This window comes from Sphingomonas sandaracina (assembly GCF_036663695.1).
Taxonomy (GTDB): Bacteria; Pseudomonadota; Alphaproteobacteria; order Sphingomonadales; family Sphingomonadaceae; genus Sphingomonas.
The window spans coordinates 505,405-531,153 of sequence record NZ_JAXOJK010000003.1; the positions used below are offsets into that span (position 1 = coordinate 505,405).

General features: G+C 63.5%; 26 protein-coding genes and 1 tRNA gene. 18 read left to right on the plus strand and 9 right to left on the minus strand.

What is annotated here, in order from left to right; genetic code table 11:
• Positions 1 to 10: 10 nt before the first annotated feature.
• Positions 11 to 1,057 (plus strand): dihydroorotase, encoded by a 1,047-nt coding sequence (gene pyrC / locus U1707_RS11830; RefSeq protein WP_332800257.1) that lies wholly within the window; start codon positions 11 to 13, stop codon positions 1,055 to 1,057.
• A gap of 62 nt (positions 1,058 to 1,119) precedes the next feature.
• Here the strand turns inward: pyrC and U1707_RS11835 are convergent, their stop codons facing one another.
• Both U1707_RS11835 and U1707_RS11840 read right to left on the minus strand, forming a co-directional pair.
• Entirely contained in the window at positions 1,120 to 1,473 is a 354-nt protein-coding gene (locus tag U1707_RS11835; RefSeq protein ID WP_332800258.1) for a hypothetical protein, read from the minus strand.
• 197 nt (positions 1,474 to 1,670) lie between these two features.
• Positions 1,671 to 2,450, minus strand: a complete 780-nt coding sequence (locus tag U1707_RS11840; protein WP_443025689.1) for a DUF1134 domain-containing protein — start codon at positions 2,448 to 2,450, stop codon at positions 1,671 to 1,673.
• Between the two features lie 262 nt (positions 2,451 to 2,712).
• On the opposite strand from U1707_RS11840, the gene U1707_RS11845 reads away from it, so the two are divergent.
• From U1707_RS11845 to U1707_RS11860, 4 genes are all read left to right on the plus strand, one after another.
• A tRNA-Ser gene (locus U1707_RS11845) sits at positions 2,713 to 2,805 on the plus strand.
• A 255-nt stretch (positions 2,806 to 3,060) separates the two neighbouring features.
• A complete protein-coding gene (locus U1707_RS11850) occupies positions 3,061 to 3,972 on the plus strand; it encodes a macro domain-containing protein (protein ID WP_332800259.1) in 912 nt (303 codons plus the stop codon).
• Positions 3,963 to 4,949, plus strand: a complete 987-nt coding sequence (locus U1707_RS11855) for a DarT ssDNA thymidine ADP-ribosyltransferase family protein (RefSeq protein ID WP_332800260.1) — start codon at positions 3,963 to 3,965, stop codon at positions 4,947 to 4,949. Before U1707_RS11850 ends, U1707_RS11855 begins: the two co-directional genes overlap by 10 nt.
• Positions 4,933 to 5,382, plus strand: coding sequence for a BLUF domain-containing protein (locus U1707_RS11860; protein WP_332800261.1), 450 nt, complete (start codon positions 4,933 to 4,935; stop codon positions 5,380 to 5,382). The genes U1707_RS11855 and U1707_RS11860 overlap by 17 nt, the downstream gene beginning before the upstream one ends.
• A gap of 67 nt (positions 5,383 to 5,449) precedes the next feature.
• Here the strand turns inward: U1707_RS11860 and U1707_RS11865 are convergent, their stop codons facing one another.
• On the minus strand, positions 5,450 to 6,211 hold the full coding sequence (locus U1707_RS11865) for a Crp/Fnr family transcriptional regulator (protein WP_332800262.1): 762 nt from the start codon (positions 6,209 to 6,211) through the stop codon (positions 5,450 to 5,452).
• Positions 6,212 to 6,457: 246 nt separating this feature from the next.
• Between U1707_RS11865 and U1707_RS11870 the strand changes: the two genes are divergently transcribed.
• On the plus strand, positions 6,458 to 7,258 hold the full coding sequence (locus U1707_RS11870; protein WP_332800263.1) for a Crp/Fnr family transcriptional regulator: 801 nt from the start codon (positions 6,458 to 6,460) through the stop codon (positions 7,256 to 7,258).
• Between the two features lie 152 nt (positions 7,259 to 7,410).
• Here the strand turns inward: U1707_RS11870 and U1707_RS11875 are convergent, their stop codons facing one another.
• The 4 genes from U1707_RS11875 to U1707_RS11895 form a co-directional block, all read right to left on the minus strand.
• Entirely contained in the window at positions 7,411 to 7,692 is a 282-nt protein-coding gene (locus U1707_RS11875) for a hypothetical protein (protein ID WP_332800264.1), read from the minus strand.
• Positions 7,693 to 7,984: 292 nt separating this feature from the next.
• Positions 7,985 to 8,113 carry a hypothetical protein gene (locus U1707_RS11880; protein ID WP_332800265.1) on the minus strand — a complete coding sequence of 43 codons (129 nt, stop codon included), beginning with the start codon at positions 8,111 to 8,113 and terminating at the stop codon, positions 7,985 to 7,987.
• Positions 8,110 to 8,829, minus strand: a complete 720-nt coding sequence (locus U1707_RS19035; RefSeq protein WP_443025690.1) for a DUF1428 domain-containing protein — start codon at positions 8,827 to 8,829, stop codon at positions 8,110 to 8,112. The genes U1707_RS11880 and U1707_RS19035 overlap by 4 nt, the downstream gene beginning before the upstream one ends.
• Positions 8,826 to 9,521 carry a glutathione S-transferase family protein gene (locus tag U1707_RS11895; protein WP_332800266.1) on the minus strand — a complete coding sequence of 232 codons (696 nt, stop codon included), beginning with the start codon at positions 9,519 to 9,521 and terminating at the stop codon, positions 8,826 to 8,828. Before U1707_RS11895 ends, U1707_RS19035 begins: the two co-directional genes overlap by 4 nt.
• Before the next feature lie 493 nt (positions 9,522 to 10,014).
• Between U1707_RS11895 and U1707_RS11900 the strand changes: the two genes are divergently transcribed.
• Both U1707_RS11900 and U1707_RS11905 read left to right on the plus strand, forming a co-directional pair.
• A complete protein-coding gene (locus tag U1707_RS11900; RefSeq protein WP_332800267.1) occupies positions 10,015 to 10,254 on the plus strand; it encodes a hypothetical protein in 240 nt (79 codons plus the stop codon).
• Between the two features lie 189 nt (positions 10,255 to 10,443).
• On the plus strand, positions 10,444 to 11,460 hold the full coding sequence (locus U1707_RS11905; protein ID WP_332800268.1) for an LLM class flavin-dependent oxidoreductase: 1,017 nt from the start codon (positions 10,444 to 10,446) through the stop codon (positions 11,458 to 11,460).
• 92 nt (positions 11,461 to 11,552) lie between these two features.
• On the opposite strand, the gene U1707_RS11910 is transcribed toward U1707_RS11905, so the two are convergent.
• Positions 11,553 to 12,164 (minus strand): TetR/AcrR family transcriptional regulator, encoded by a 612-nt coding sequence (locus U1707_RS11910; RefSeq protein WP_332800269.1) that lies wholly within the window; start codon positions 12,162 to 12,164, stop codon positions 11,553 to 11,555.
• Positions 12,165 to 12,269: 105 nt separating this feature from the next.
• Between U1707_RS11910 and U1707_RS11915 the strand changes: the two genes are divergently transcribed.
• The 10 genes from U1707_RS11915 to U1707_RS11960 all read left to right on the plus strand — a co-directional run bounded on the left by U1707_RS11915 (position 12,270) and on the right by U1707_RS11960 (position 24,027).
• Entirely contained in the window at positions 12,270 to 13,472 is a 1,203-nt protein-coding gene (locus U1707_RS11915; protein WP_332800270.1) for an MFS transporter, read from the plus strand.
• Positions 13,473 to 13,729: 257 nt separating this feature from the next.
• The gene (locus tag U1707_RS11920; protein ID WP_332800271.1) at positions 13,730 to 14,017 is read left to right on the plus strand and encodes a hypothetical protein; all 288 of its coding nucleotides are present in this window, start codon (positions 13,730 to 13,732) and stop codon (positions 14,015 to 14,017) included.
• Between the two features lie 8 nt (positions 14,018 to 14,025).
• Positions 14,026 to 14,352 carry a hypothetical protein gene (locus U1707_RS11925; protein ID WP_332800272.1) on the plus strand — a complete coding sequence of 109 codons (327 nt, stop codon included), beginning with the start codon at positions 14,026 to 14,028 and terminating at the stop codon, positions 14,350 to 14,352.
• Between the two features lie 99 nt (positions 14,353 to 14,451).
• Positions 14,452 to 15,126 (plus strand): response regulator, encoded by a 675-nt coding sequence (locus U1707_RS11930; RefSeq protein WP_332800273.1) that lies wholly within the window; start codon positions 14,452 to 14,454, stop codon positions 15,124 to 15,126.
• Positions 15,123 to 16,445 carry a sensor histidine kinase gene (locus U1707_RS11935; protein WP_332800274.1) on the plus strand — a complete coding sequence of 441 codons (1,323 nt, stop codon included), beginning with the start codon at positions 15,123 to 15,125 and terminating at the stop codon, positions 16,443 to 16,445. The genes U1707_RS11930 and U1707_RS11935 overlap by 4 nt, the downstream gene beginning before the upstream one ends.
• A 119-nt stretch (positions 16,446 to 16,564) precedes the next feature.
• Positions 16,565 to 19,720, plus strand: a complete 3,156-nt coding sequence (locus tag U1707_RS11940; protein ID WP_332800275.1) for an autotransporter outer membrane beta-barrel domain-containing protein — start codon at positions 16,565 to 16,567, stop codon at positions 19,718 to 19,720.
• Positions 19,721 to 19,854: 134 nt separating this feature from the next.
• Complete coding sequence (locus U1707_RS11945; RefSeq protein WP_332800276.1) at positions 19,855 to 20,391, plus strand: RNA polymerase sigma factor; 537 nt, start codon at positions 19,855 to 19,857, stop codon at positions 20,389 to 20,391.
• Complete coding sequence (locus tag U1707_RS11950; protein ID WP_332800277.1) at positions 20,388 to 21,308, plus strand: FecR family protein; 921 nt, start codon at positions 20,388 to 20,390, stop codon at positions 21,306 to 21,308. The genes U1707_RS11945 and U1707_RS11950 overlap by 4 nt, the downstream gene beginning before the upstream one ends.
• Positions 21,305 to 23,692, plus strand: coding sequence for a TonB-dependent receptor (locus U1707_RS11955; protein WP_332800278.1), 2,388 nt, complete (start codon positions 21,305 to 21,307; stop codon positions 23,690 to 23,692). Before U1707_RS11950 ends, U1707_RS11955 begins: the two co-directional genes overlap by 4 nt.
• Positions 23,693 to 23,712: 20 nt before the next feature.
• Entirely contained in the window at positions 23,713 to 24,027 is a 315-nt protein-coding gene (locus tag U1707_RS11960) for a hypothetical protein (RefSeq protein WP_332800279.1), read from the plus strand.
• A 179-nt stretch (positions 24,028 to 24,206) separates the two neighbouring features.
• Here U1707_RS11960 and U1707_RS11965 read toward each other — a convergent pair whose 3' ends face one another.
• On the minus strand, positions 24,207 to 25,634 hold the full coding sequence (locus U1707_RS11965; protein ID WP_332800280.1) for a DUF885 family protein: 1,428 nt from the start codon (positions 25,632 to 25,634) through the stop codon (positions 24,207 to 24,209).
• Between the last annotated feature and the right edge of the window lie 115 nt (positions 25,635 to 25,749).

Sequence of the window (25,749 nt, forward strand, 5' to 3'; positions counted from 1 at the left end):
GGAGGAGGGCATGACCGAGCGCCTCACCATCCGCCGCCCCGACGATTGGCACGTCCACCTGCGCGATGGCGCGATGCTGGAGGCGGTCGCGCAACATACCGCGCGGCAATTCGCGCGCGCGATCATCATGCCGAACCTGACACCCCCGGTGACGACGATCGCCGCGGCGCGCGCATACCGCGAACGGATCATGGCGGCGCTCGCCGACGGTCCGCAGGCACGCGACTTCACGCCGCTGATGACCTGTTATCTGACCGATGGCAGCGATCCCGCGGAGATCGAACGCGGTTACGGCGAGGGCGTGTTCGCCGCCTGCAAGCTGTACCCTGCGCATGCGACGACCAACTCGGCGCACGGCGTCACCGATATCCGCGCGCTGACCGGAGTCCTGGAGACGTTGCAGCGGATCGGCATGCCGCTGCTGATCCACGGGGAAGTGACCGATCGCGACATCGACATCTTCGACCGTGAGGCGGTGTTCGTCGAACGCGTTCTGACGCCGCTCACGCGCGACTACCCGGCGCTCAAGATCGTGCTGGAGCACATCACGACTGCCGAAGCCGCAGCGTTCGTGACCGAGGCGGCGCATCCGATCGCCGCGACGATCACGCCACAGCACCTGATGATCAATCGCAACGCATTGTTCGACGGCGGACTGAGGCCGCACGCCTATTGCCTGCCGGTGCTGAAGCGCGAGACGCATCGATTGGCCGTTCGCAAGGCTGCGGTATCGGGCAGTCCCCGCTTTTTCCTCGGCACCGACAGTGCGCCCCACGTCGTCGGTGCGAAGGAATCCGGCTGCGGGTGCGCCGGCATCTTCAACGCGCCGTTCGCGCTCGAGGCGTATCTGAGCGTGTTCGAGGCAGAGGGCGCAATCGACCGGTTCGAGGGGTTCGCATCGGAGCATGGCGCGCGATTCTACGGGCTGCCGCTGAACGACGGAACGGTGACCCTGGTGCGCGATGCGGTCGACGTGCCGGCGTCGATCGGCGAGGGGGCGACGGCGGTCGTGCCGTTTCTGGCCGGAACGACGGTTGGGTGGCGGTTCGAGGGCTGACCGCGCATCTAGCCGTCAGGCGTAGGCGGCGTCGGGGTTACTACGATCGGGGACGGCGAACGTCAGGCCGGCCCGACCGGGCGCAGTCGTTCCAGCCATAGGCGTGCTTCTTTTTGCTCGCCGATGGCGCTGGCACTGACTGGACCCCGCGCCGCGAAGAAATCATGGTGGAGGGCGAAGCGCTCAAGCATCAGGCGGTCACGCATCGCGTCGATGTCCGCGCCCATCTCGTTAAGCGCGTCGACCGTTGGAGCGATCGCGGCGCGGACGCGGCGGTCCGGGCTGCGGTCGAACAGCCCGAGCGATCCCGACGCAGTCTTTTCGAGCGCGACGATCAGGGTGTCGCGGTACTCGGTTTCGAGATCTTCGCGTTGCGCATCGAGGCGGGCGAGACGATCGGGTTTTGCCATTCGCATGGGGTAGCGCCTGGCGTGGGGGCGTCAACTCGCAGCCTTGATCGGCAGCGATTCGTCGGTAGCGGTGCCACAGGGTTACATAGGCGTATCGTACCGTGCGGCGCGCGTCATGGGCAAAGCCGATGCCGTCGGACGGGCTATGCCCGCCGGCCGGGCTTGGCGGAGTTGGCCGGACGTGGCCGGCTGCCCGCCTGCGCCTAGAACGGCAGCCAGCGGCTCTTGCGGGTGATGTTCATGTAGCCGACGTTCACGCCTGCGCGCCACCCGACGCCGAGGCGGATCGGGATCAGCACGACGTTGCCGCGACGCAGGTACGTCGCGGCGAACCCGCCGACGAGGTACAGCCGGCCCTCGACAGCCGGGAAGCGCTTGAACAGTTCGGCGGTGTCGTAGAGGTTGTAGACCAGCACGAAGACCTTGTTCGCATCGCCGCCGACGTCGAAGCCGACCGATGGTCCGGTCCAGTAGACGGGTTGCTGCCCCTCGACCTTGTGGCTCATGATCCCGGACCCGTAGCGCACGCCGAGGATGAACGCGCCGGACGCCTCGCGGCCGGCGATATAGGCGTTCGGTTCGCCCTGATCCTTGAGGATCTTCTCCAGGATCCCGCCAAGACCTGCGGCACCCTTACCGAACACGCCTTCGCCCGCGGCCATCAGGTCGTCGCGCTGGTAGGTTTCGGCCGCCTGCGTCGTAGCCTCTGCACGCGAGGCCTGCGAAGACGTCTCCGGTGGCGGGGCCGTAGCGGTGGCTTGGGCGGGCGCCGGATCGGACGGGATCGAGGTGTCGGGATCGGCAGGCCGCGATGGCTGGGTCGTCGCCGCGCGCGGGGGCTGGGAATAGGACCGCGGCGCGAGATCGCCATCGATCGCCTGGTTGGGATCGATCGTGCGGACCTGAGCGGCCGCCCCGTCGATTCCTCCACACATCGCCGCGGCGAAGGCACCGAAGCCGAGCCAGAAGTTACGCATGATCATTGTCCCCAAAACGGCGTCCGCAAAATGGGGCACCAAAACGATCGCCTTCGAAATCGTCGATCCTGAACCGACCGACCAAGTCGCCCGACCAGACCGGTAGATACGACCCCATCACGCAGCGAGGTTAACCAACCTCGTCCTTGCCGCGCAATGAACGATCCGGTCGCCCGTGTCGAATTTGGGCGAATTCGCGATGAATGACGCGAATACAGTCGTTGCTCCGTTCGCCGACCCTCGCTATAGCCCCGCATCTGCCGCAGCCGGAGACGTGGGTGAGTGGCTGAAACCAGCGGTTTGCTAAACCGCCGTACCGGGTTTACTGGTACCGAGGGTTCGAATCCCTCCGTCTCCGCCAGCGGTTCAAAAAAGAACGCTAAATCAAGGCCTTGGGCGCAATGGCGTGGCGGCACCCAGCATAGCGCCCAACAAAGTCAAACCCCTTGGTTGTGCGCCGCCTAACACTGATCTCGCCAAACGCTTGTCATGCGCTTTGGATTTATGCTTCACTAAGGTGGACAGAGCATACTGAAGCTGCTAACGCGATTGTTCTCATTATGTTCTGCCATGTGCGAGTGTCGAGCGCCTCACACCACGGCAAGGGGTACGGCGAATGCTGATTTATCGCAGGACAAGTATATTTGACTCGCCTGCGCAAACGCTCGTCAATACCGTCAACTGTGTTGGCGTTATGGGCAAGGGGCTGGCTCAAGCTTTTAAGCATCGTGAGCCCGACATGTTTTCTGGTTATAAGAAGATATGCGATCGTAAGGCTCTTGAACCCGGTAAGCTTTGGCTATGGCGCGGTCGGCAAGGCTGGGTGTTAAATTTTCCTACCAAGATCCATTGGAAGAACCCTTCCAAAATTGAGTGGATCGAGCGGGGTCTTGAAAAATTTGTGGATGCCTACGTAGGTCAAGGTATTACTGAAGTTTCCTTCCCACAGCTTGGTTGTGGAAATGGCGGGCTGGACTGGGCCGAAGTACGTCCCGTAATGGAACATTACCTATGCCGGGTCAATATTCCCGTCTATATCCATGACTTTACCGTCGACGTAGGATTGCCGGAGCATCTTGAGCCGATTGCCGAGGCTCTGCGTAACGACCGCTCGTCCAGTAGCGACTTTACGGGCTTTATGGAATCCATCGGTAAGGTGATATCCTATTCACAGGGCCGTCTTACAACGTTGGATTCTGCGTCAAGTTTCAGGGCGACTTTACGCCATGACAGAGGTTTGGCTATCGAGACGGAAAAAAGTAGTTGTCTGTTGGACGAGGACGATTTGCGCGGTGTTTGGTTTGACGTGCAATCCGGCTTGGTAACAAAGCGGGATGCTGGCTGGGCTAGTAGTGTCGGTGCTGAACCGATACTATCGCTTCTTAGCGTGTTGCCGGACATGAGGCCCGTTCAAATCCAGCGCGCGGGTCAGAACGAGCCAGAGTTTGCGGTAGAGCCCAAGCCACAATTTCGCGGTCTGGCCTCCACAGGCCAGACTAAAGAACAGCATGAACTATCATGGCACTAAGTGCGGCGTTTGTAGACAATCATATCTCGACTTGGCAGGCGAACCTTACGACTGGGTTTTATGCCCATCGCAAGCATTGGCCTGCCCATCTTTTTCATCATGCTCCAATCGAAAATGCGATTGGTATTCTTCGTGATGGCTGTATCCGCTCGCGAAACGACGATCAAAATCAACGCGAAAGAGATGTTGCTGCGCCGGGTGTTATCGACGCCCGTGACCATGCGCACAACTCGGCTAGGCTCTACTTTAGGCCGAAAACGCCAACGCAATGGCATATTGAAGGTATTCGTAAAATAGGTGAGTGCAACTACGGTGAGGCCGCGCATGCGCCCGTATTTGTCATGTTATTACTTGATGCGAAGACGATTCTGACAAGTGAAAATGTACAGTTCTCTAACAAAAATATGCAACTTGGGGATACTGTTCCAGGAAGCACCGAGCATTATTTCTCGAAAATTCCCTTTTCGAAAGTTTTTTCCGAAGGATCTACCGGGGGTGATCGATCCTATACAGATGCGCGATGCGCTGAAGTTCTATGCGACTCTCCGCTTAATTTGCGCGAGTGCTTAAGAAATATCTGCCTTAGATCGGAGCCAGAACGAGAGACGTTGCTACATATGCTGGGTAATGAAAGTCGTGAATGGGAGAAGTATTGCCAAGTCTCCGATGCACTAAAGGTTTTCCAGAAAGAATATACCTTTGTGCAGCACGTAAGTTTAAAAAATGATGGAATTTTATTTCGATTAAATCCCCGGAAAGATGGAGGAAAAGTCGAGGTGAAAATCAACGCATGGGATAGCGATGGTAATAAAGTTATAGACTTCTATAATTCCGCCCACGCCCCGCTACCACCAAATCCAAGTAATAACTGGATATTTAGAAAAAAACTGAAGGACGACTTGTATTTAGTTGAAGTTTATTTGGAAAAGCATCTGGCGTATAGAAATTCAATCGTTCTCGGTGATTCGCTTTTTTAAAATCGTGTATGTGAGCCTGAGTAGTGTTCGGGGCGACGGTGCTGATTTAGCCAGCATTCTCAACCAGTCCCGCCACAACAACGCCATAGACGGCATTACCGGATTGCTCTGGTCCGACGGAAAAAGCTTTCTTCAGGCCATCGAAGGACCTCGCGTCAGCGTCGAAGCATGTTTCGAACGGATCAAGCGCGATACTCGGCATTATTATCTAACAGTGTTGTCCGACCGTCGGATCACGACTCCGGAATTTGGAACGTGGAACATGATACACCGGCGAGCAAACGAAGAGGCTAGTCTGTACGATGCTCAAGTACGACGGCTACTTCATCAAGCATCGGACGGAGTTCGCGGTCATTTTACAGCCTTGCTTGGCACCGCGACACCAACGCCTCCGTTAGTCATCCAGACCGCAACTGGGCTTCATCCGCGGTGACTTGTCGAAACCCACAAATTCACTCAACCCACCAGTAAAAGCGCCGTCATAGCGAACGACTCGCTGCTTAAATCAGGTCGCCGACGCGGCCTGAGACGGCCAGGTCATTTGCCTCGGTCCTGTGCAAATGTAGGTAGGCAGGATTGAATTGTCCGAGGGACTTCAGGCGCGCCGGATCGGTTACGGTCAACGTCCTGTTCCGAAGCTCGATCGTCCCGTCCTCGCGAAAGCGTTGCAACACGCGGTTGACGTGCGACGGCGTCATGCCGGTGGCATCGGCGAGATCGGTCTGGGTAATGGGGAAGTCGATCGAGTTTGTCTTGGTAGCGCCGCTGACCCGGTAGCGGACCAGCATTTCGTACAGCAGATGGGCAAGGCGTTCGCTGGAGTCGCGCCTGCCCTGATCGACGATGCGTTCGCGCAGGACTCCCAGATCCGTCATCGTCCCCCACCACAGTGCTTCGGATATCGAAGACGTTTCACGCAAAAGCGTTTTCATCTCGCTGGAATGGATCATCGCCGTTGTGCTGGGGGCAAGCGCGCCAACCGCGTGATCCATCTTCTTCAAGATGAATATCTCGGCGTCGCAAAGGTCTCCCGGAACCAGAAAGGCCATGATCTGGCGTTCGCCGTCCGGCAGTATCTTGTAACGGCATGCCAGCCCCGTCAGCAGAACATGGCAGTATTCCGAATGCGAACCGTCGGCGATCACGTCCGACTGTGCCTGGAATTCACGCTGTTTGGAACTGATGATGGCGTCGAGGCGAGCGCGTTCGCTATCGGTAAACGACGTGAATTGCTCCATTTTAATCGCCCAGGGATTGTTCATCGCGTCCTCGCACCGTTCGGGGCATACGGCTCGTTTAGCCCCATCGTGGCATATGCCGTGCCAACAGAACGTTCGGCGACGCATTATACCCCCCATTCAACACCGCATCAGACCATAGCAAATCCATTATAAATTCGACCCTTGTGATCTAGCGCAGAGATTTCTCAAATAACGTGATTTAATCTGCATAGCGCAGGCAAATATTTACCCGCATGGGTTGCGCATCACCGCAACGGTGAGACTTTTATGCACCTGTCGTCTACGGGATATCTCGCGCCTGCACTGCGCAAGCTGGAGCAGAGAGCCGTATTATCTAGAAAGGACCGGGATGCTTTTCACGGTCTACCTTTCAATGTCAGGTCGCTCAGTCCCCATTCCTATGTAATTCGCGAACGGGATCTGACGAAGAATTGCTGCGTCCTGATTTCCGGTTTCGCGTTTAGAAGCAAGATCGTCGGGAATGGCGGACGCCAGATCCTGTCGATCCATATACCGGGCGACATGCTCGATATACAGAACGCCTTCTTGGGCGTTGCTGATCACAGCATTCAAATGCTTACTGCGGGAGACGTAGCTTACGTGGCGGCAGGAGCAGTGCAGGATATCGCCATTGCGTTTCCTGCGATCGGCCGCGCACTGTGGCTCGAAACGCTGGTCGAAGGCTCGATTTTTCGTGAATGGATAGCCAATATCGGTCGCCGCGACGCGAGAACGCGCGTCGCGCACCTTCTGTGCGAGATCGCGGTACGCCTCCGATCCGCGGGGCTGATGACGGGAAACCGCTATGAACTGCCAATGACGCAGGAGCAGATTGGCGATGCTACGGGGCTTACCCCGGTGCACGTCAACCGCACGCTTCAGCTTCTCCGTACTGATGGGCTCGTTACGCGGGACAAGCGGGCAGTCCAGATCGAGAACTGGGAAGCCCTTTCAGCGGTCGGCGATTTTGACGCAGCCTATCTGCACGCGGACAATCCGAAAACTTCGACGCGGGCTTTGGGTGGGACATTTGAACTGGCCTCTACGATCGAGGGAGAGGTCGTTTAGCTGCCGTCAAATCAGCGCATGTCGACATATATTAAGCTTGCGAATGCCCGAACAGTTCCCGTCCAGCTATCGCAATTGCTCCAACGCCGGCCGTATCGATCGCGGCTCGTTTCCGGCAACACCGTTTGGATGATTGCGCACGATCCCTAATTTTAGTCCTTCAACGCGATGGCGCCCACGGAAACAAGGTATCGACCGATCTGCTCTTTACCCAGCGCGACGGTAACCTCCGCACCGAAAAAAGGACTACCATGTGAAACCTGGTCGGCAGCGATCGTGATCGCGCTCGAGACAGCAGATTTCCACGCTTCGATATTATCGGGCGACTCCTGCTCCCCCGACTGAATGAAGTGTTCGTTGACGATGGTGACGGTGTAGCTAGGCATAGGATCAAGTATATCGATAGCGATCTTGTTATCGACAACATCGATCAATCATGCGCGAATTGCCCGTGTTGCCCTGCCATTCCCGTTTCACCATCGTGGAATGGGGAAGCTACGCGCGTCCCGAAAACGTCGTTGGTGTTATTTCCGAGACAATCGGCATCGCGCACGGCCTACATTGATCGGACGCGCGAGGAACTGCTCGAGGGCAAAAGGCGCGTTGCATCCGCCGTACAGACAAGCCCCCCCGAGCAGGTGGTGCTGATGGACCAAAAGCGGGGTCGATGATCGGATCAGGAGCGCCGGCTGTCCCGCTAAGACGCGCGATCAAATAGCTGCCATGCTAGGCCATGGGCGAGGGTGCTATCGTCCAGTCGATCGTCGCCGCGTAAAAGTGCTTGGCCTCGTCGGCGGTGTTAAGTTCGAACCGGATCGGACCGCCTTCGGGATTGTGCAGCGGCTGTATCCTCATGCGTCCAGGATGGTGGAGAAGCCGCCATAGATCATGCGCTTGCCGTCGAACGGCAGGTCGGCGGGCGGGGTTTGCATCCGCGCGTCCGCCATGACCTTGGGCATGCCGGCGTCGCGGGTCGCCTTGTCTGGCCATTCGACCCAGGAATAGACGACGACCTCGTCTCCGGTGGCATGCGCCGCGCGGGCATAGTCGGTCTTCTCGCCGGCGGGGACATCGTCGCCCCATGTCTCGACCACGCGGATCGCGCCGTTTTCGAGGAAGGCTGCCGACACCGTACGCGCCAAGGCGAAATACGCGTCTTTGTTCGCGAGCGAGACGGGCAGGATGATGCCATCGACATACCCCGTACCCGCCGCCGAGCCTACCTCGACCTCCGCCTGGAAACCGGCATAGATCATCCGGCTGCCGTCGAAGGGCATCGATGCGCCCATCGCCTCCATCCGCGGGTCGGTCATCATCCTGGCACTGGCGGCATCGCGGGCAGCCTTGTCGGGATATTCGAACCAGCTGAAGACGACGGTCTCGTCCGCGGTCGCCTGCACCGCCCCTGCGAAGTCGTTCAGCGTACCGGCGGGAACGTCGTCGCCCCAATTCTCGACCATTCGCGCCACGCCGAACTCTTTGAGAAACGCCACCGCGCCGGTCGCATGTTCGAGATAGGCCTGGCGATTGGCGGTCGGCACCGCGACGACGAAGCCTTCGATATAGGTCATGCCTGTTCTCCCTGCGTGGCGAGCCATGCGGCGAATTCGGGCGGGGGGCTGCCGGTGAAGCCGGCCATCTGGTCGGCCAGTGCCTTTACGAAGGCAGGACGCGTGGTGCCCCGCTCGACATAGGCGATCAGGTTGGGATGGCCGTCCAGCATACCATCTTGGGCGACGATTCGGACCACCGTCACCATCAGCAGATCGCCCGCGGTGAAGACGTCGCCGTCGAGCCAGGTCCGGTCGCCCAGCCGTCGCGACAGTTCGCCGAGCCGCTCGTCGATCCGGTCGAGCACCGAGGGCAGGCGCGGCGCCGACCACGGCTCGCCGCGCTCGAACAGCGTGGCGATCGCATGATCCATGATCGGCGGCTCGACTGTGTTGAGCGCGGCGAACATCCATTCGACGGCGCGCGCCCGTGCCGCGGAATCGGCTGGCAGCAGCGTATCGCCGTGCGTGTTGGCGATATGGTGGACGATCGCGCCCGACTCGAACAGCAACACGTCGCCTTCCTCATAGGTCGGGACCTGGCCGAAGGGCTGGCGCCCCCGGTGCGGCGCCTGCTTCTGCTCGCCTTGGCTCAGGTAGATCACGTCATAGGGCTGGCCGACCTCTTCGAGCGCCCAGCGGACGCGGAGGTCGCGGACCTGCCCCTTCGCGAAATCGGGGACCCAGTCGAACGCGGTGATGGTGGGACGCATCGGAATACTCCTGTTGCGGTTCTGTTGGCCCATCGCTGCGACGGCCATATTCGGACTGACCTGCGCGCCATCGGCGACGCTATGGCTTCAAGCCGCCCTCATTGATCGCGCGCCGGGCGGAAATAACGCGGTCACCGTACAGCATCGCCAAGGATCGATGGACGGCTTTAGAACACCTGTCCTTCGCCAAGGCGGACGCCTGCCGCTCGGCTTGCTCGCGCTTCTTGCTGTAGGCGAGATCGTAGTCTTGAACGTTGGGCATGGCAGGCACTCGGCACTGCGGGCGGAAGCTGGTTCCAGCTTTCTATCGTCACCGTGCTCGCGGCAAGGGTGATGGCGATACCGCAGCCTACGCCGATACGGGTCCGGGAGATACAGCGTTCGTGTCAACCGGCTCGCGCAATAGTCCGTCTGGCGCGTATCAAGTCGAAGGCCATGTCGGTGCAGCTGGCGACACCTACATCCAACTCCAGCCGCAAAGAGGAGCTTCAGCATGTCGCGATCGACCAGCCCCTTGTTCGTGGATGCCGTCATCGATTGCGTGGGTGAGGGGAGAGCACCCACGCCCGAGGAAATGATGATCGTTGCGCAGCGCATCTGGTCGGATGGCGGGGCATCCCGTTCGGCATTCTCGTGGAACAGCCTGTCGGTATCCTCCCCCGATCGTCTCGGTTCGATGCTGTCGGCCGGCCTTGCCCTGCACGGCTCGCGGTACCTGGACGATGGCCACTGACGTCATCAATTCCGCGCAGGGCAGGCGCACCGCGGAGGGTGTCGCTGCATCATCGCGGGTCGCCGGCAAAACGGAATAGCTGCGTTTCCCGCCGTTGCCGCGACGCGACGTCGCCCACTCCCTATCTATGTGGGACGAAGTCAACTCGCCGAGATCAGCTTGGACGGCGATGAACATCAGGATCGTGTCATGAAGAAGATCGGGTTCCTTTCGTTCGGCCATTGGTCGTCGTCGCCCCAATCCGCGACGCGGTCCGCCTCGGACGTGTTGTTGCAGTCGATCGACCTGGCCATCGCTGCCGAGGAATTGGGTGCCGATGGCGCGTATTTCCGCGTGCATCACTTCGCCCAGCAACTCGCATCGCCCTTTCCGCTTCTGGCTGCGGTCGGTGCCAGGACCAGCCGGATCGAGATCGGCACCGGCGTGATCGACATGCGCTACGAAAATCCGTTCTACATGGCGGAGGATGCAGGGGCGGCCGACCTGATCAGCGGTGGCCGCTTGCAGCTCGGTATCAGCCGCGGCTCGCCCGAGCAGGTGGTCGAAGGGTGGCGTCACTTTGGTTACGCGCCCGCCGAGGGCGAAACCGACGCCGACATGGGTCGCCGACATGCCGCGGTCCTGCTCGATGTGCTGAAAGGCGAAGGGTTCGCGCAGCCCAGCCCGAACCCGATGTTTCCCAATCCACCGGGGTTGTTGCGGCTCGAACCGCATGCGCCGGGCTTGCGACGGCGCATCTGGTGGGGATCGTCGTCGAACGCGACCGCGGTCTGGGCTGCGCAGAACGGCATGAACCTGCAAAGCTCGACGCTAAAGGCGGACGAGAGCGGCGAACCGCTCCATGTCCAGCAAGCCAAGCAGATCCGGCTCTACCGTCAGGCCTGGAAGGATGCGGGGCATGACTGGGAGCCGCGCGTGTCGGTCTCGCGCTCGATCTTCGCGCTGATGAACGATCGCGACCGTGCCTATTTCGGGCGCGGGGAGAGCAGCGACCAGATCGGCGTGATCGACAACATGCGCGCCGTGTTCGGCCGGTCCTATGCGGCTGAACCCGAGCAGCTGATCGAACAGCTACGCGCCGACGAGGGCATTGCCGAAGCCGATACGGTGCTGCTCACGGTGCCGAACCAACTCGGCGTCGACTACAACGCGCATGTGCTCGAGTCCGTCCTGACCCACGTCGCACCAGCGCTCGGATGGCGTTGAGGCGGCGCGATCGACCATGCTTTCCCGTGTGCGGCTACGAGCGCGCGCGTCATCGATTTACTGTTTTGGGTAATCAGTTTGCCACCACAACTTCAAGGCCGACCGGAGTTCGCATCCCAAGCGGCCAGTGCCTGCGTGACCCCCGCATCAAGGTCGTTGCGTGAAACGCCATCTCGCGCCTGAATAGACAAGCCGACCAGAACTCCCTCGAACAGCGCCGCCAGGCCAGCCGGATTGGTGTCGTGCCGAAGTGTACCGGCCTTGATGGCGGCATCGACACAGGCACGGATGGCCTCTCGGTTTGCTGCCCGCTCCGCAGACGTCAGCGCTTGAACGGATCCCCCGTCGGCAGAGCAGATCATGCTCGAAAGCGTGACCATGCAGCCCGTCGGATGGCTGGAATCGGTCTGCATCTCGGCCGACCGGCGCAACGCTTGTTCGATGCGTTGGCGCGGCGAAAGACTCTCATCATGCAAAGCCAGCATCACCTTGCCATGCGTCCCGCGGTATTTTTCAAGAGCGGTGCGATACAGCGCCTCCTTGGACCCGAACGCCGCGTAGAAGCTTGCCGATGAAATGCCGCCCATCGATCGGCGCAGCTGTTCCAACGACACACCTTCGAAGCCATGCAGCCAGAACAGATGCATGGCCTGCGTAACTGCATCGTCGCGATCGAATTCGCGCGGACGTCCGGTGCGGGCCATATCGAGCTCCTCTGCTGACTTCTGAAATAGTCGATCCATAAATCGTTGACAACCGGCAACGCGCCGCGCACTTATGGACTATCCAATCCACAAATGAGGTATGCTATGGCAATCCCGATTCCCGCACGCGCGGAAGGCGAGCGCGATACGCTGCCGATCGCTGCGCTCCTGGCGCTTGCCATGACCGGCTTCACCGCAATCCTGACGGAAACGCTACCAGCAGGGCTGCTCCCGCGCATCTCAGAGGGACTCGGGGTCTCCGAAGCGCTGGCCGGGCAGACCGTCACCGCCTATGCTGCGGGTTCGTTGGTCGCTGCGATACCATTGACCGCCTGGACGCAAGGATTTCGTCGAAAGCCTACTCTCTTGGCGGCTATCGTCGGTTTCCTGTTCTTCAATACCATCACCGCCATCTCAGGTAATTACTGGCTGACGCTGGTCGTCCGTTTCCTTGCCGGCGTAGCGGCGGGCCTCGCTTGGGGTATCCTGGCAGGCTATGCGCGCCGAATGGTGATCGGTCCGCTCAAGGGCAAAGCGCTGGCGATCGCCATGGTCGGCACGCCGATCGCCCTTTCGCTCGGCGTACCGGCTGGCGCCTTTCTCGGTGCGACCGTAGGCTGGCGGGCGGCGTTCTTCGCGATGTCGGGAACGACTGTCCTGCTCATAGGCTGGGTGCTGTGGGCCGTGCCCGACTTCGCTGGCCAAGCGGCGCACCGGCGCGTGTCGATCCGCGCCGTCTTCACCACCCCCGGTGTCCGTCCGATCCTTGCGACCATCTTCGCCTGGATGACGGCTCACAATATCCTCTACACGTATGTCGCGCCGTTCGCCGTGCTGTCGGGCCTGCAAAGTCGGGTCGATCTGCTGCTGCTTACCTTTGGAGTTGCCGCGCTTGTCGGCATCTGGGTGACGGGGCTGCTGGTGGACCGCATGTTGCGCCGCCTGGTATTGACCAGTTTGATCGCCTTTGTGGCCGTCGCGCTGGCCTTCAGCCTGTTCGGTACGATCCCTGCGGTGGTGATCGGGGGTATCGTGGTTTGGGGACTGTCATTCGGTGGTGCCGCGACACAGCTTCAGACGGCGTCTGCCGATGCTGCCGGCGACGGTGTCGACCTCGCTAACGCCATGATCACCACCGTCTGGAATAGCGCAATTGCCGCGGGCGGCATCGTCGGCGGCATATTGCTCGATAGCTCGGGCGCGGGCACCTTCTCCTGGGTGGTGCTTGTCCTTTCGCTGACCGCGCTGTGCATTGCTTTCAGTGCGCGTCGGCACGGGTTCAAGCCCGGTCCGCGTGTGCATGCTTGACCGAAGGGCGTGCGTTACCCGGTTGAAGCTTGCGGTCGGACGTTCGGAACGGGCTCGGATTAATCTGGCATCAAGCTGACCCGCCATGTTCGGGCAATCTACGCCTGTCACATCGTCTGGTGACCACAGTGTAAGGTCACAGGAGAGTGACATGATCAAAAGACTTATGATTGCCGTCGCCGCGTTCGTTACGCTTGGCGCGGCCATTCCTGCCATTGCGCAACAGGGTGACCGCCGGTCTCGCTACGAGCAGCGCCATGATCGCGGCGAAGTCCGTCGTGGTCGACCTGATCGTCATCAGATCCGGCATCGTCCCGGTCGATATGGCAACAATGCTCGTCGCCATGACGACCGTCGGTATCGCGGCCGATACTATAATAACGGGCGCTATTACCATCAACGTTACCGGCATCATGGCGGTTGGCGGTATCGGTAGAACGCATGGGCGGCGGCCAATACCAGCGATTGCCGCTGCCGCCTTTACGCCGCCGTTCAAACCCCGACTACGCACGCCCTGGCGCTGGTTTGCCCACGCAGAACCATGAGAGATCCCATGATCAATTTGAAAATAAACGCGCCGGTGTTGCGCAACCTTGCGATCGGCGCGACCATGATGGTCGCCATGACGCTGAGCAGCGGTGCCACGGCAAAGAAACGTGACAAGGATCAGGCTACCTGTGCCACGATGGGCGCACATCGTGGCTCGCCGGCCTATACCGATTGCATGCTGCAACAGCAGCGACGGCGCGACCAGAAGATGTCGACCTTTCTAGACCAGCAGCTGATGCACCAGGAACTGGGAAGACCGGCCCGGGAAAAGCTCGCGGAAAAGCGGGCGCGCAGAGCCCGCGAGAAGGAACGCGCCCAGTACAACAACTAGACTGGCATCCGGGTGCCGCCGAGCCCCCCGCTCCGGGGACATCTTGTGCCCATCGTTTGGATGATGGAGTTTCCATTAACGTCGACATGAGGTGCCTTGGTGCGGATTCTGCTGGTAGAAGATGAGTTCGAGTTTGCCGACACGCTACGCGGTGCGCTCGAACGCGAGCATTTCATCGTCGATCATGCCGACCGGCTGGCGATGGCGCGCGAAGCGACGCTCAGCTTCTGCTATGACCTCGTGCTTCTCGATCGGACCCTGCCCGACGGTGACGGCCTTTCGATCATCCCGGCACTGCGCACCGAGAATCCCGGGCTGCCGATCATCGTGCTGAGCGCGAAGGGAGAAGTGCTCGATCGGGTCGCCGGACTCGACGAGGGGGCCGACGACTATCTCATCAAGCCGTTCGCGCTCGACGAGATGTTCGCCCGCATCCGTGCCGTCAGACGTCGTCCGGCCGAACTGGGTTTGGAGGAGGTCCGTGTCGGCTCGCTCGTTTTCGATCTGACGAACGAGGAGGCGACCGTTCGGGGCAACCGGCTGGACCTCGGTCGCCGGGAACTGTTGGTGCTCGGATCACTGGTGAAGCGACGCGGCAGGACCGTCCAGCGCGAGGCGCTCGAACAGGCGGTTTATGGGTTCGACGACGATGTCCAATCCAACACACTCGACTCCCATGTCTCGCGGCTTCGACGCAAGCTCACCGAAGCCGGGGCCGGGATCGAGATCCACGCGATCAGGGGTGTCGGCTATTTGTTACGCGCGCTGCCATGACGGCGAGGAAATCGCGGTCGCTGAAGCGGCGTCTGATCGTCCAACCGCTGATCTTTCAGTTCGTGACGCTGTTTATATCGTTCTGGATCATACTGGCCGTCGCGACGCGCCTCGATAGCGGCGGGTTGTACACCGACGAGACAATTACCCCGGTGATCGCCAACGCGATCGTCCGCGATCGAGGCGGCGGGCTGTCATTCCGTATGACTCCCGACCTTGTCGAGCTGCACAAGACGTCACCCGACCTTTGGTTCGTGGCGGAAGACGACACCGGCCGAAGCGTCGCGTTCGGCCAGATCCCGGTGGCGTACACGTCGTTCATCGGGAAGCTGCACGGACTGTCCTACGCGCACCTGCGCGACCGATCGGCGCCGTACCGCCTGTCCGCCGTCATCCGACGTGAGACGGGGCCAGCCGGCCCGCTGACGGTCCTGGGGCATGGCAAGCTGACCGGACTGACCCTTGTCGTCTTCATGGCATCGAACATGTTCACGATTCCGGTGTTTCTGGTGCTCGCCTTGATATCGCTGATCGTGACGCCGTGGACGGTCCGGCGATCGCTTGCCGGAGTGAACCGGATCGCGGCGGAAGCGACGCAGATGGACCCCGACCAGCACGGCTGGCGGCTTGGCGAAGCAGATGTTCCACGGGAGATCCTACCGCTCGTGCGCGCGGTGAACGACGTGCTCGGCCGCCTCGACATGGGATATGAACGCCAGCGCCGGTTCATCGCGTCTGCAGCGCATGAGCTGCGGACGCCGATCGCCATCCTGCGGGTCAAGGTCGATGCGGCGGACGAGCCTGCGACGCGGCGGCTCGCTGGCGACGTCGAACGGCTTGCCAACCTTGCCGAGCAATTGCTCGACCTTCAGCGGCTGGATGTCATCGGGACCCGCGCGGATATTCACCTCCCAGCATTAGTGAAAGGTGTCGCCGGCGATCTTGCACCGCTGCTGATCGCGTCGGACCTCACGATCGAGGTCGTGATCGAACAGGCACTGCCGATAAGCGGAGACGCGGGCGCGATCGAACGCGTGATCGTCAATCTGGTGCAGAATGCGATCGACCATGGCGGGCGGCGCGTGACCATTCGTGTCACCGGATCGATCATCGAGGTCGAGGATGACGGGCCGGGGATACCGCTGGATGAACGTGAACGCGTCTTCGAGCCATTCCATCGCCTGAGGCCGCGATCGACCGGGGCTGGCCTCGGGCTCGCGCTGGTACAGCAGGTCGTCGAACGACATGGTGGCATTGTGTCGATCCTCGGCGCACCGGGCGGGGGCACGATCGTCCGAATGGCGTTTCCCGTTCGCTGATCGTGCCCGCTGCAGGCGCCTGCGCTGTTATGAATGAGACACGTGAAATCGACGTGCACCAAGGCTGGGGGACATCGGCTCCGTCTGGAGGATGAAGACATCCGAAGGGGATCGATTACGTGTACCGCTTGCTTCTCACCTCGTCCGCAACGCTCGCCCTCGTCGCCGCTGCGTCCGCTTCGGCACAGACGGTCATCGACACGAAACGTAACACCCCCATCAACACCGCGACCGTCAAGGCCGGCAGCGCCGACTCCGTCAGCATCACGGCAGCGGGCAGCGTTACTCCCACCAGCGGCACCGCGGTGACGATCGACAGCAACAACAGCGTCGCCAATGCCGGCACGATCCAAGTCGCCGACGCCAACGGCGCGACCGGCATCCTGGCGCAGGCAGGGGTGCGCGGGGACATCACCAACAGCGGCAAGATCATCGTCGACGAGAGCTACACCGCCACCGATACCGACAAGGACGGCGATCTCGACGGACCGTTCGCACAAGGGTCAAGCCGCACCGGCATCCGCACGGCGGGCGCGTTCACCGGCACCGTCACCAACAGCGGCGAGATCACAGTCGAAGGCAATGACTCCGCGGGCATACATCTGGGCGGCCCGCTGACCGGCAACCTCGTCCATGCCGGCAAGACCGTCGTTCTCGGTGATCGCTCGACCGGGGTGCGGGCCGGGGCGGTGAGCGGCACCGTCACGCTGGGCGGTACGATCACCGCGATCGGTCGCGACGCGGTCGGCGCGCGGTTCGACGGCAACATCGGCGGTGCGCTCGTCGTCGAAGGCGCGATCGGCACCACCGGGTACCGGTACACGACGCCCCCCGCCGATGTATCGAAGCTCGACGCCGACGATCTGTTGCAGGGCGGCTCCGCGCTGATCGTCGCGGGCGACGTGGCCGGCGGGATCACGCTGTCGAACGCCACCGGCAAGACCGCCGACGTGGCGTCGTTCGGCGCCGCACCAGCCTTCCAGATCGGCGCGGCCGACCGCGGCATCACGATCGGCGCCGTCGCCGCCACGCCGCCCGCTGCAGCGCCCGCGGCAGGGCTGATCGTCAACGGCAAGGTCACCGGCAACGGCATCTATAGCGGCATCGCGGCAACCGGCATCGCGATCGGCGGTCTCGGCGGCAGCGTCGCGATCGCGCAAGGCGTGGCGATCGGCGGCACCGTCCAGGCGACCGCAAACGGTGCGGCGGCGACCGGCATCCGCTTCGGTGCCGGGGCGACAACGCCCGAACTGCGCGTGACGGGCGCGGTGAACGCAGCCGGCGGCGGCACCGCGACGACGCAATCCACCGCGGTCCTGATCGACACCGGCGCGTCGGTGGCGACGATCCGCAACAGCGGCACGATCCGTTCGGCCGCCACGGGGGCCACCGCCTTCGCGGTCCTCGATCGCACCGGCGGCGTGACGCTGGTGGAAAACAGCGGCGTCATCGGTGCTGCGGGCGGCGACGCCGCGCGGTCGGTCGCGATCGACCTGACCGCCAACACCAGCGGTGCGGTCGTCCGTCAGACCGCGCCGACCACGGGCAACGCACCGACGGTCACCGGTACGATCCGCTTCGGGACCGGCAACGACCGGCTCGAGGTCGCCGCCGGCGCGGTCGCGGGCGACGTCGCGTTCGGTACGGGCAGCAACCGCCTCGATCTCAGCGGCACCGGCGCCTATGCCGGGTCGGCCAGCTTCGGGGGCGGTGCCGACACGGTTGCGATCGGCGGCACCGCCCGGTTCGACGGTACTGCCGATTTCGCGGGCGGCGGGCAGGACGTGCTGGCGATCAGCGGCAAGGGCGTGTTCGCGGGCAAGCTGGCCAATGCGACCAACCTTGCGGTCACCGTGGCGTCCGGCGGCGGGACGTTCGCGGCCAGCGGCGGCGCGTCGATCGCCTCGCTCGCGCTCGGCGACCAATCGATCCTCAGCGTCGCGCTCGACAAGGCCAACCCGACCGGCAACCTGATCCAGGTCGGCGGCGCGACGACGATCGGCGCGGGCAGCCAGCTGGCCCTGCGCGTCGCGGGCGGGGCCGACATCGCCGGCCGCTACGTCGTGCTGCGATCGGGCACGCTGACCGGCGTCGACAATCTGACGCTAACCGCCACCGCGGTGCCGTTCATCTACAAGGGCGCGATCGTTGCCGGCGCGGCGAACGAGATCGCGGTCGAGGTCGCCCGGAAGGCCACGACCGAGCTCGGCCTCAACCGCGCCGCCACCCGCGCATTCGACGCGATCGATGCGGCGATCGGCAGCGATGCCAAGCTCGCCACCGCGGTGCGCGGTATCTATGACGGCGCGGCGTTCCGCGGTGCGGTCGACCAGATGCTGCCCAATTATGCCGGCGGCGTGTTCGAGAGCGTGACGCTGGGGTCGCGCGCGGCGGCCGCGCAGCTTCGCGAACCCGCGGGCGCGTTCAGCGAGGAGGGCGGCTGGGGCTTCTGGCTCACCCCGTTCGGCTGGGACGCGTCGAAGGCGGCGCGCAGTACGACCAGCTACGACGTGCGCGGCTGGGGGCTCAGCAGCGGGCTCGAACGCAAGACCGCAGCCGGCAATTTCGGCGTGTCGCTCGGCTATCTGAAGGGGCGCGACAGCGAGGGGCTGGCGGTCAACCGCGTGAACCATAGCCAGTATGAACTCGCCGGCTTCTGGCGCGGGCGCTGGGGCGGGATATCGGCACAGGCACGCGGGTCCGCCGCCTTTGTGTCGCTCGACGGCATTCGCCAGTTCGACGGCGTCATCGGCACCGAGGCGGTGCAGCGCATCGCCAACAGCGACTGGAACGGCATGCTCTACACCGGTTCGGGGTCGGTATCGTACGAGCATGTCGTCGGCCAGTTCAGCCTGCGCCCGGTGTTCGCGCTCGATTACTACAAGTTCAACGAGGACGCCTATCGCGAAACCGGCGGCGGCACCGGCTACGACCTGACGGTGCGCAAGCGCAGCAGCGACGAATTGGCGCTGACCGCGAGTCTCGCGGCGGGTATCAACTTCGGCGGCGATGATCGCTACACCCAGTGGAGCCGCCTCGAGCTTGAGGGCGGCCGTCGCCAGCATCTCGCCGGCACGCTGGGCAGCACCACCGCCAGCTTCGGCAGCGGCACCGCCTTCACGCTCGACCCCGAAGCGCGCGACAGCGGCTGGACCGGCAAGGTCCGCGCGATCACCGGCACCAGCGAGGTCCGCCTGAGTGGTGAGGCGGGCGCCGAACAACGGCTTGGCGACGTCGCGCTTTCGGTGCGCGCCGCCCTCCAGTTCGCCTTCTAGGCGAAGCGCGCGTGCGCCACCCCCGCACGTGCGGTCTACCGGCGCTCCACCCTGCCCCGGGGTGGGGCGCCTTCTTTACCGCAACCGGATCGGCTAGACGGCTGTCCTCCCGTTCCTCTCCACCGGTCACCATTATGCCCTCCGGTTCTCCGCCCGGATCTCCCCCCGGGTCTCTCAGCGGGATCGAGGCCGTCTATCTCGTCAATCGCGACAAGCTGGTTCGGTTCCTGATGGCGCGCGGGGCCGGCGATGCCGCGGAGGATCTCGTCCACGATCTGTGGATAAAGGTGTCGGGGCGGGTCGATGGTCCGATCGGCAACCCGCTCGCCTATTTGTTCCGTGCTGCCGACACGCTGATGATCGATCGTTACCGCGCCCAGCGCCAGGCCGGGCAGCGCGACCAGAATTGGAGCGAAGGGCAGGGCGATGGCGATGTCGCAAGCGATCCGTCGGCCGATCGGATCGTTGCGTCGCGCCAGGAAGCGGCACGCGTCGCCGAGACCTTGGCCTCGCTCGGCAAGCGCAAGGAAATGATCTTCCGCCGCGCACGGATCGACGGCGTGCCGCAGCGGCAGATCGCGGCCGAGCTGGGGATCAGCCTCAGCACCGTCGAAAGCGACCTGCGGATCGCCTGCCGCGCGGTGGCAGACCTCAAGGAACGGATGCGATGACCCACCTCCCGATCGACGACGAGGCGCTGGACTGGGCGATCCGCATGGCCGAGCCGGATGCAGACTGGGACGCGTTCATGACGTGGCTGGAAGGCGACGCGACGCGTAGCGCACGCTACGACCGCGCCGTCGTCGCGATCCAGGACGCTGCGACCGCGGCGGCGTTGCCGGCCGCGGAGAAGTTGGCGGCGGTGCCGCATTCGATAGCGTCCCCACGGTCGCGGCGTTGGGTCGGTGCGGCGCTCGCGGCGTCGCTGGCGGGCGCGATCGGTTTTGGTGCATGGACGCAGATGCCGCGGCCCTACGCCGTTGAGACCCGCGCCGGCGAGCGGCGCACGGTCGCGCTCGACGATGGCAGCAGCATCCTGCTGGCCGGCGCATCGAAGGTGACGCTCGACGCCAACGATCCCCGCCTTGCCACCGTCGACCGTGGCGAGATGCTGTTCCGCGTCCGTCACGATGCCGCCCGGCCGTTCGCGGTCCGCGTCGATGGGCTCCGCCTAATCGATCTCGGCACCGTCTTCGACGTCAAGACTGCGGCGGGACGCACCGTCGTGGCGGTCGCCGAGGGCGCGGTGATGGTTGACCCTGACGGTGCCGCGATGCGGCTCGCTCCCGGCCAGGCGGTCGTCGCGGACGGCACCACGCTCGTCCGCCGCGCGGTCGATGTCGCCGATGTCGGCGGCTGGCATGCAGGACGGCTGGCGTTCGACGACGTTCCCTTGAGCGAGGTCGCGGCGGATTTGTCGCGCCATCTCGGCCGGCGTGTCACCGCCGCGCCGGCGATCGCGAGACGGACCTTCCGCGGCACGCTGAACGTGACAACGGTCGCGGACCGGCCGGCGCTGCTCGGCACCTTGCTCGACGTCACGGTACGCCAGACCGGGGAGGGCTGGATGCTGGAACCGCGGCGATGAAGTCTTGGCGCGGCGTTGCGGCGATCGTGGCGGTCGTGGCGCTGACCACCACCGCCGGCGCCGAGCCGATAACCATCGATCTGCCCGCCGGCAGCGTCGGCCAGCAGGTGGTGGCGCTCGGTCGCCTCGGCCGGGCCAGCATCGTCGTGCCCGATGCGCAACTCTGGTCCCGACGCGTGCCCGCCTTGCACGGGCAGCTGACGATCGAGACCGCGCTCGCCCGGATCGCACGCGACGCGGGGGCGAGGATACAGGCGATCGGTCCGGCAAGCTGGCGGTTGGTGCCGCAGCACCGCGTTAAAGTGATGCGCCCGCCGCGCCCCCGCCAACGGCCGGTACCGATGCCCGAAGATCGCGGCGCGGATATCGTCGTCACCGCCAGCAAGCGCGACACCAGCCGTCGCCATTTCGCGGGGCAATATTCCCGCGTCGCTGGCACCGATCTGGAATTCGGCGGTGCAGGGGGCACCGAACGTCTCGCCAATCGGCTGACCAGCGTCGCATCGACCTATCTGGGCGCAGGCCGTAACAAGCTGTTCATTCGCGGTATCGCGGATTCTAGCTTTACGGGCCCGACCCAGGCGACCGTCGGCCAGTATTTCGGCGATCTTCGGCTCAGCTACAACGCGCCCGATCCCGACCTCCGCCTGTCGGACCTCGCCGCGGTCGAGGTGCTGGAGGGGCCGCAAGGCACGCTGTACGGCGCCGGCTCGCTCGGCGGGCTGATCCGTCTCGTCCCCAACGCGCCCGATTCCTCGCGGTTCAGCGCATCGGCCACGCTGGGTGGAGCGACGACCGCGCACGGTGCTCCCGGCGCGGATACGCAACTGATGGCGAACGTGCCGCTGATCGCCGACCGGCTCGCGATCCGGATCGTCGCCAACGCGGCGACCGAGGGCGGCTATATCGACAAGCCGCTGCTCGGCCGCACCGACGTCAACCGCACGCGGATCGAAGGCGGCCGCGCCGCCGCGCATCTCGACCTGGCGCCGGGCTGGAGCGTCGGGCTGATCGGCATCGGCCAGCGCATTCGTGGCGACGACAGCCAATATGCTGACCGCGACGGTCGCCCGCTCAGTCGCTCCTCGCCCGTTACCGAAGGGTTCGCGGCGGATTTCACGCAGCTACAGCTCGTCGTCGACGGCGCGATCGGTGCGGTACGTGTTCGCTCGACGAGCGGCGTGACCGCGCATGATCTGATGGAACGCTACGACGCCACCATGCCCGGCGAGCCCGTGCGGCTGTTCGCGCAGGCCAACCGCACGCGCATGCAGGCCAACGAGACCCGGCTCTGGTCGTCGCGTCCCGACGGATCCGGCTGGCTCGCGGGCTTCAGCTACGTCCACAACCGCAGCCGACTGACGCGGCTGTTCGGTACGCCTGACCAGCTCATACCCGTCACCGGGGTCGTCAACGGCATATCGGAGACGACGCTGTACGGAGAGGGCAGCTGGCGCATCCTGCCGGGCCTGCTCGCCACTGGCGGCCTGCGCGTGACCCGGTCGGTGCTCGACGGCGAAGGCGCCGATGTCACCGAACGCATCGCGCTCGTCCAACTGGCGACAACCGCCGAACGCGTGCAGACGATCGTGCTGCCGTCGGCCGCGGCGCTGATCGACCTCACGCCCCGCATGCAGGTGTTCCTGCGCTATCAGCAGGGCTTTCGCCCTGGCGGCCTCGCAATCGACGGCGATTTCGTCCGCCGCTTCCGCAACGACCGGGTCGCGACAATGGAGGCGGGGTTGCGGACGGGCGGGCCCGGCATCGACGCCTCGGTGACGCTTGCGCATACCTCCTGGCGCGACATCCAGGCCGACTTCATCGACGGATCGGGCCTGCCCAGCACCGCCAATATCGGCGACGGGCAGCTCTGGACGATCGAGGGTATGATCGGCGGGCCGGTCGGCGATGCGCTGCGGCTGGAGGCTGCGGTGTCGTACAATGACGGGCGGATCGACGATCCGGCGTCCGCGGCCGGCCTGTCCGCGCTCGTCGGCGGTATCGCGGTCGAGAACCGCGCCCAGATCCTTGCGCGGCTACGCCAGATTCCGAACATCGCCCGGATCACCGTGCGCACCGGCGCGATCTACCGACGTCGGTTGGGCGGATCGAAGGACCTCAAGGTCGATGGCTGGCTGCGCTACGTCGGATCGTCGAGGCTCGGGGTCGGGCCGGTGCTGGGGCAACTCCAGGGCAGCTATCTCGATACCGGCCTCACCGCGCGGCTGGGTTTGGGGACACTCGGAATAACCATCGGCGTGACAAACCTGGCAGACGTCCGCGGCAACCGTTTCGCGCTCGGCACGCCCTTCACCACCGGCCGCGACCAGGTCACCCCACTCCGCCCCCGAACGCTCCGCCTGGGTCTCGACACCGCTTTCTGATCGTCATCCGCGAGAGAGCGATGGCGGCGCATGTTATCGACGGATCAGTAGACTCGGCCTACCTCGGCATTCGTTACTCCGTAGTTTTCAAGCATGGAGAGCACGGTGCAAGGAGGTCCGGTTCGGCACCGGCAGGCTTTCGGGTGGATCTCACCGCAAGCACTCGCCTTGCCGGCCAGGAAGGCGCGGCCACTGTAGGGTCGGGGCTGAACGCCGGCGCTGCCGAACCCGGACCGGGCGACTACAAGAAGGATGATCTCGCGGTTCGGAAACTGAGCAAAGGCATCTATCAGACCAGAAATACCTCTGTTGACCGAAGCACCCCCGTCGTTTGAAGATGACCGGTGATAGAGGCGGCATAGATCGTTGTGACCCAGTCTAGAAAGACATGGTAAATCACAATAGGCAAATAAAAATTCTGAGATCAACATGATATAAAGGGCAGGGCTATGAGGCGCTCGACATTTATGGATAGTGGGAAAGGTCAAATCAGGCTAATTTATAAGTCTCGAAATCACAATCGCTTTCGTCCTGGGAGCAATAGGCCGGAATTATAGCTGGTAAGCGATCTATTGTGGCTATTGTCCACAATCGCCAACCACGCCATTGCCTCTGCAACGCGGGTGCCCGGTTCGAGTGGGATCCGGGTTAGTTCGACGTCGAACGGTGCAAAATAGGCAGGTTGACCTTGCCATTCGGTAAGGCGCTCTCGGGCATGTTCGATGGACCAGCTGTGAAGGTGGATGCCCAGATCGACGAGCGCGCGGGCGACGCGGAACAGGAGCCAGTGAATGTGGCCGAGCGCGTCGTAGGGGTCGGCGTAGGCGCCGCCTTTTTCGGCGAGTTGCTCGGCGTAGATGCCCCAGCCTTCGACGAATGCCGACGCGTATTCGATGCGGAGCGGGTGCGGCGGGTTGGCACCCTCCAGACCCAGTTGGATCATATGGCCAGGGAGTAGTTCGTGCGCCACGACGCTAGGGAGCGTCCAGCGTGGGCGCCGGCGGATGTCCTGGAGGTCGACGACATAGGCGCCCGGGTGTGCCGGTGTCGGAACCTCCCGATAACCGGCGCGGCCGGTGGCGACTTCCTGCGGGGAAAGCGCGCGGGCGCTAGCGTTTAGGCACCAGGGCGGGAGCGTGCCGAACGTCGCCTGGATATTGGTTCGCGCGGTGGCTCGCATGCGGTTCATGTCGGTGATGGCTTGGGTGCGGCCAGCGTCAGTGTCGGGATAGAGAAAGCGCTCATCTAGCCAGAGTTGGGTGTAGCGTGCCGCGACCGTGCCCTTGGGCGCCCCGATCTGGTCGAACAGGCGGGCGGCGCGGGCGTGCAGGCGGTTCAGCACGACGAATAGTCGACGTTCGGCATAGGTGGGCGTCATCGTGCCTAGCGGGCGGCGAAGTTGGAGAGCGTACCAGTCTGCGCCACCCCGGAACCGACCGACTCCGGGAGTCGACGGCGCGACGCCTCGAAGACTTTCGAGCGCGGTGATCTGTCGGTCGATCGCGAGGTTTGCCGGGGCGGTCCGAAGAGCGTCAATCGTGCGGTCGAGAGACCGGCGGGGAAGGATGATGTCTGCCTTGGCGTCGACGAGAAGTGCAGCGGTGTCTGCGTCGATCCGGGTTGCGTCGGGAGGGGTGGCCTTCCATGCGCCGGTCGTGGGCGTGACCCGGTAGGGGCTGCGTCCGGTTGGGCCGAACGACGACCGTGCGATCGCGGCGTCGATCGCAAGACCGGCGCGCGCCGTCGTAAGGTCGAGGCGGTCGCCCGTGGGCAGGGAGTGTGCGTCGAAGGGGGCTAGCAGTCCGAGCGCGGTGTCTGGATCGGTTGCTGCGGCCGCATCGAGGGCCTGGCGCAGGGGTGGGGTGGTTTGGGCATCGATCTTTGCGGGGGCGAACGCTGATGCTCCCAGGCCAACGAGTATGCTTCTCCGGTTAAGAATCACCGTCCACGCCTCCATTCGTCGCGAACGAAGGCGACGAATGGGCCCTGCGCAGGCGCGCTTCGACCTCGCGCCGCACGAGCAGGGTTTGGGTGGACCCGCTACCGACGGGGCAGGC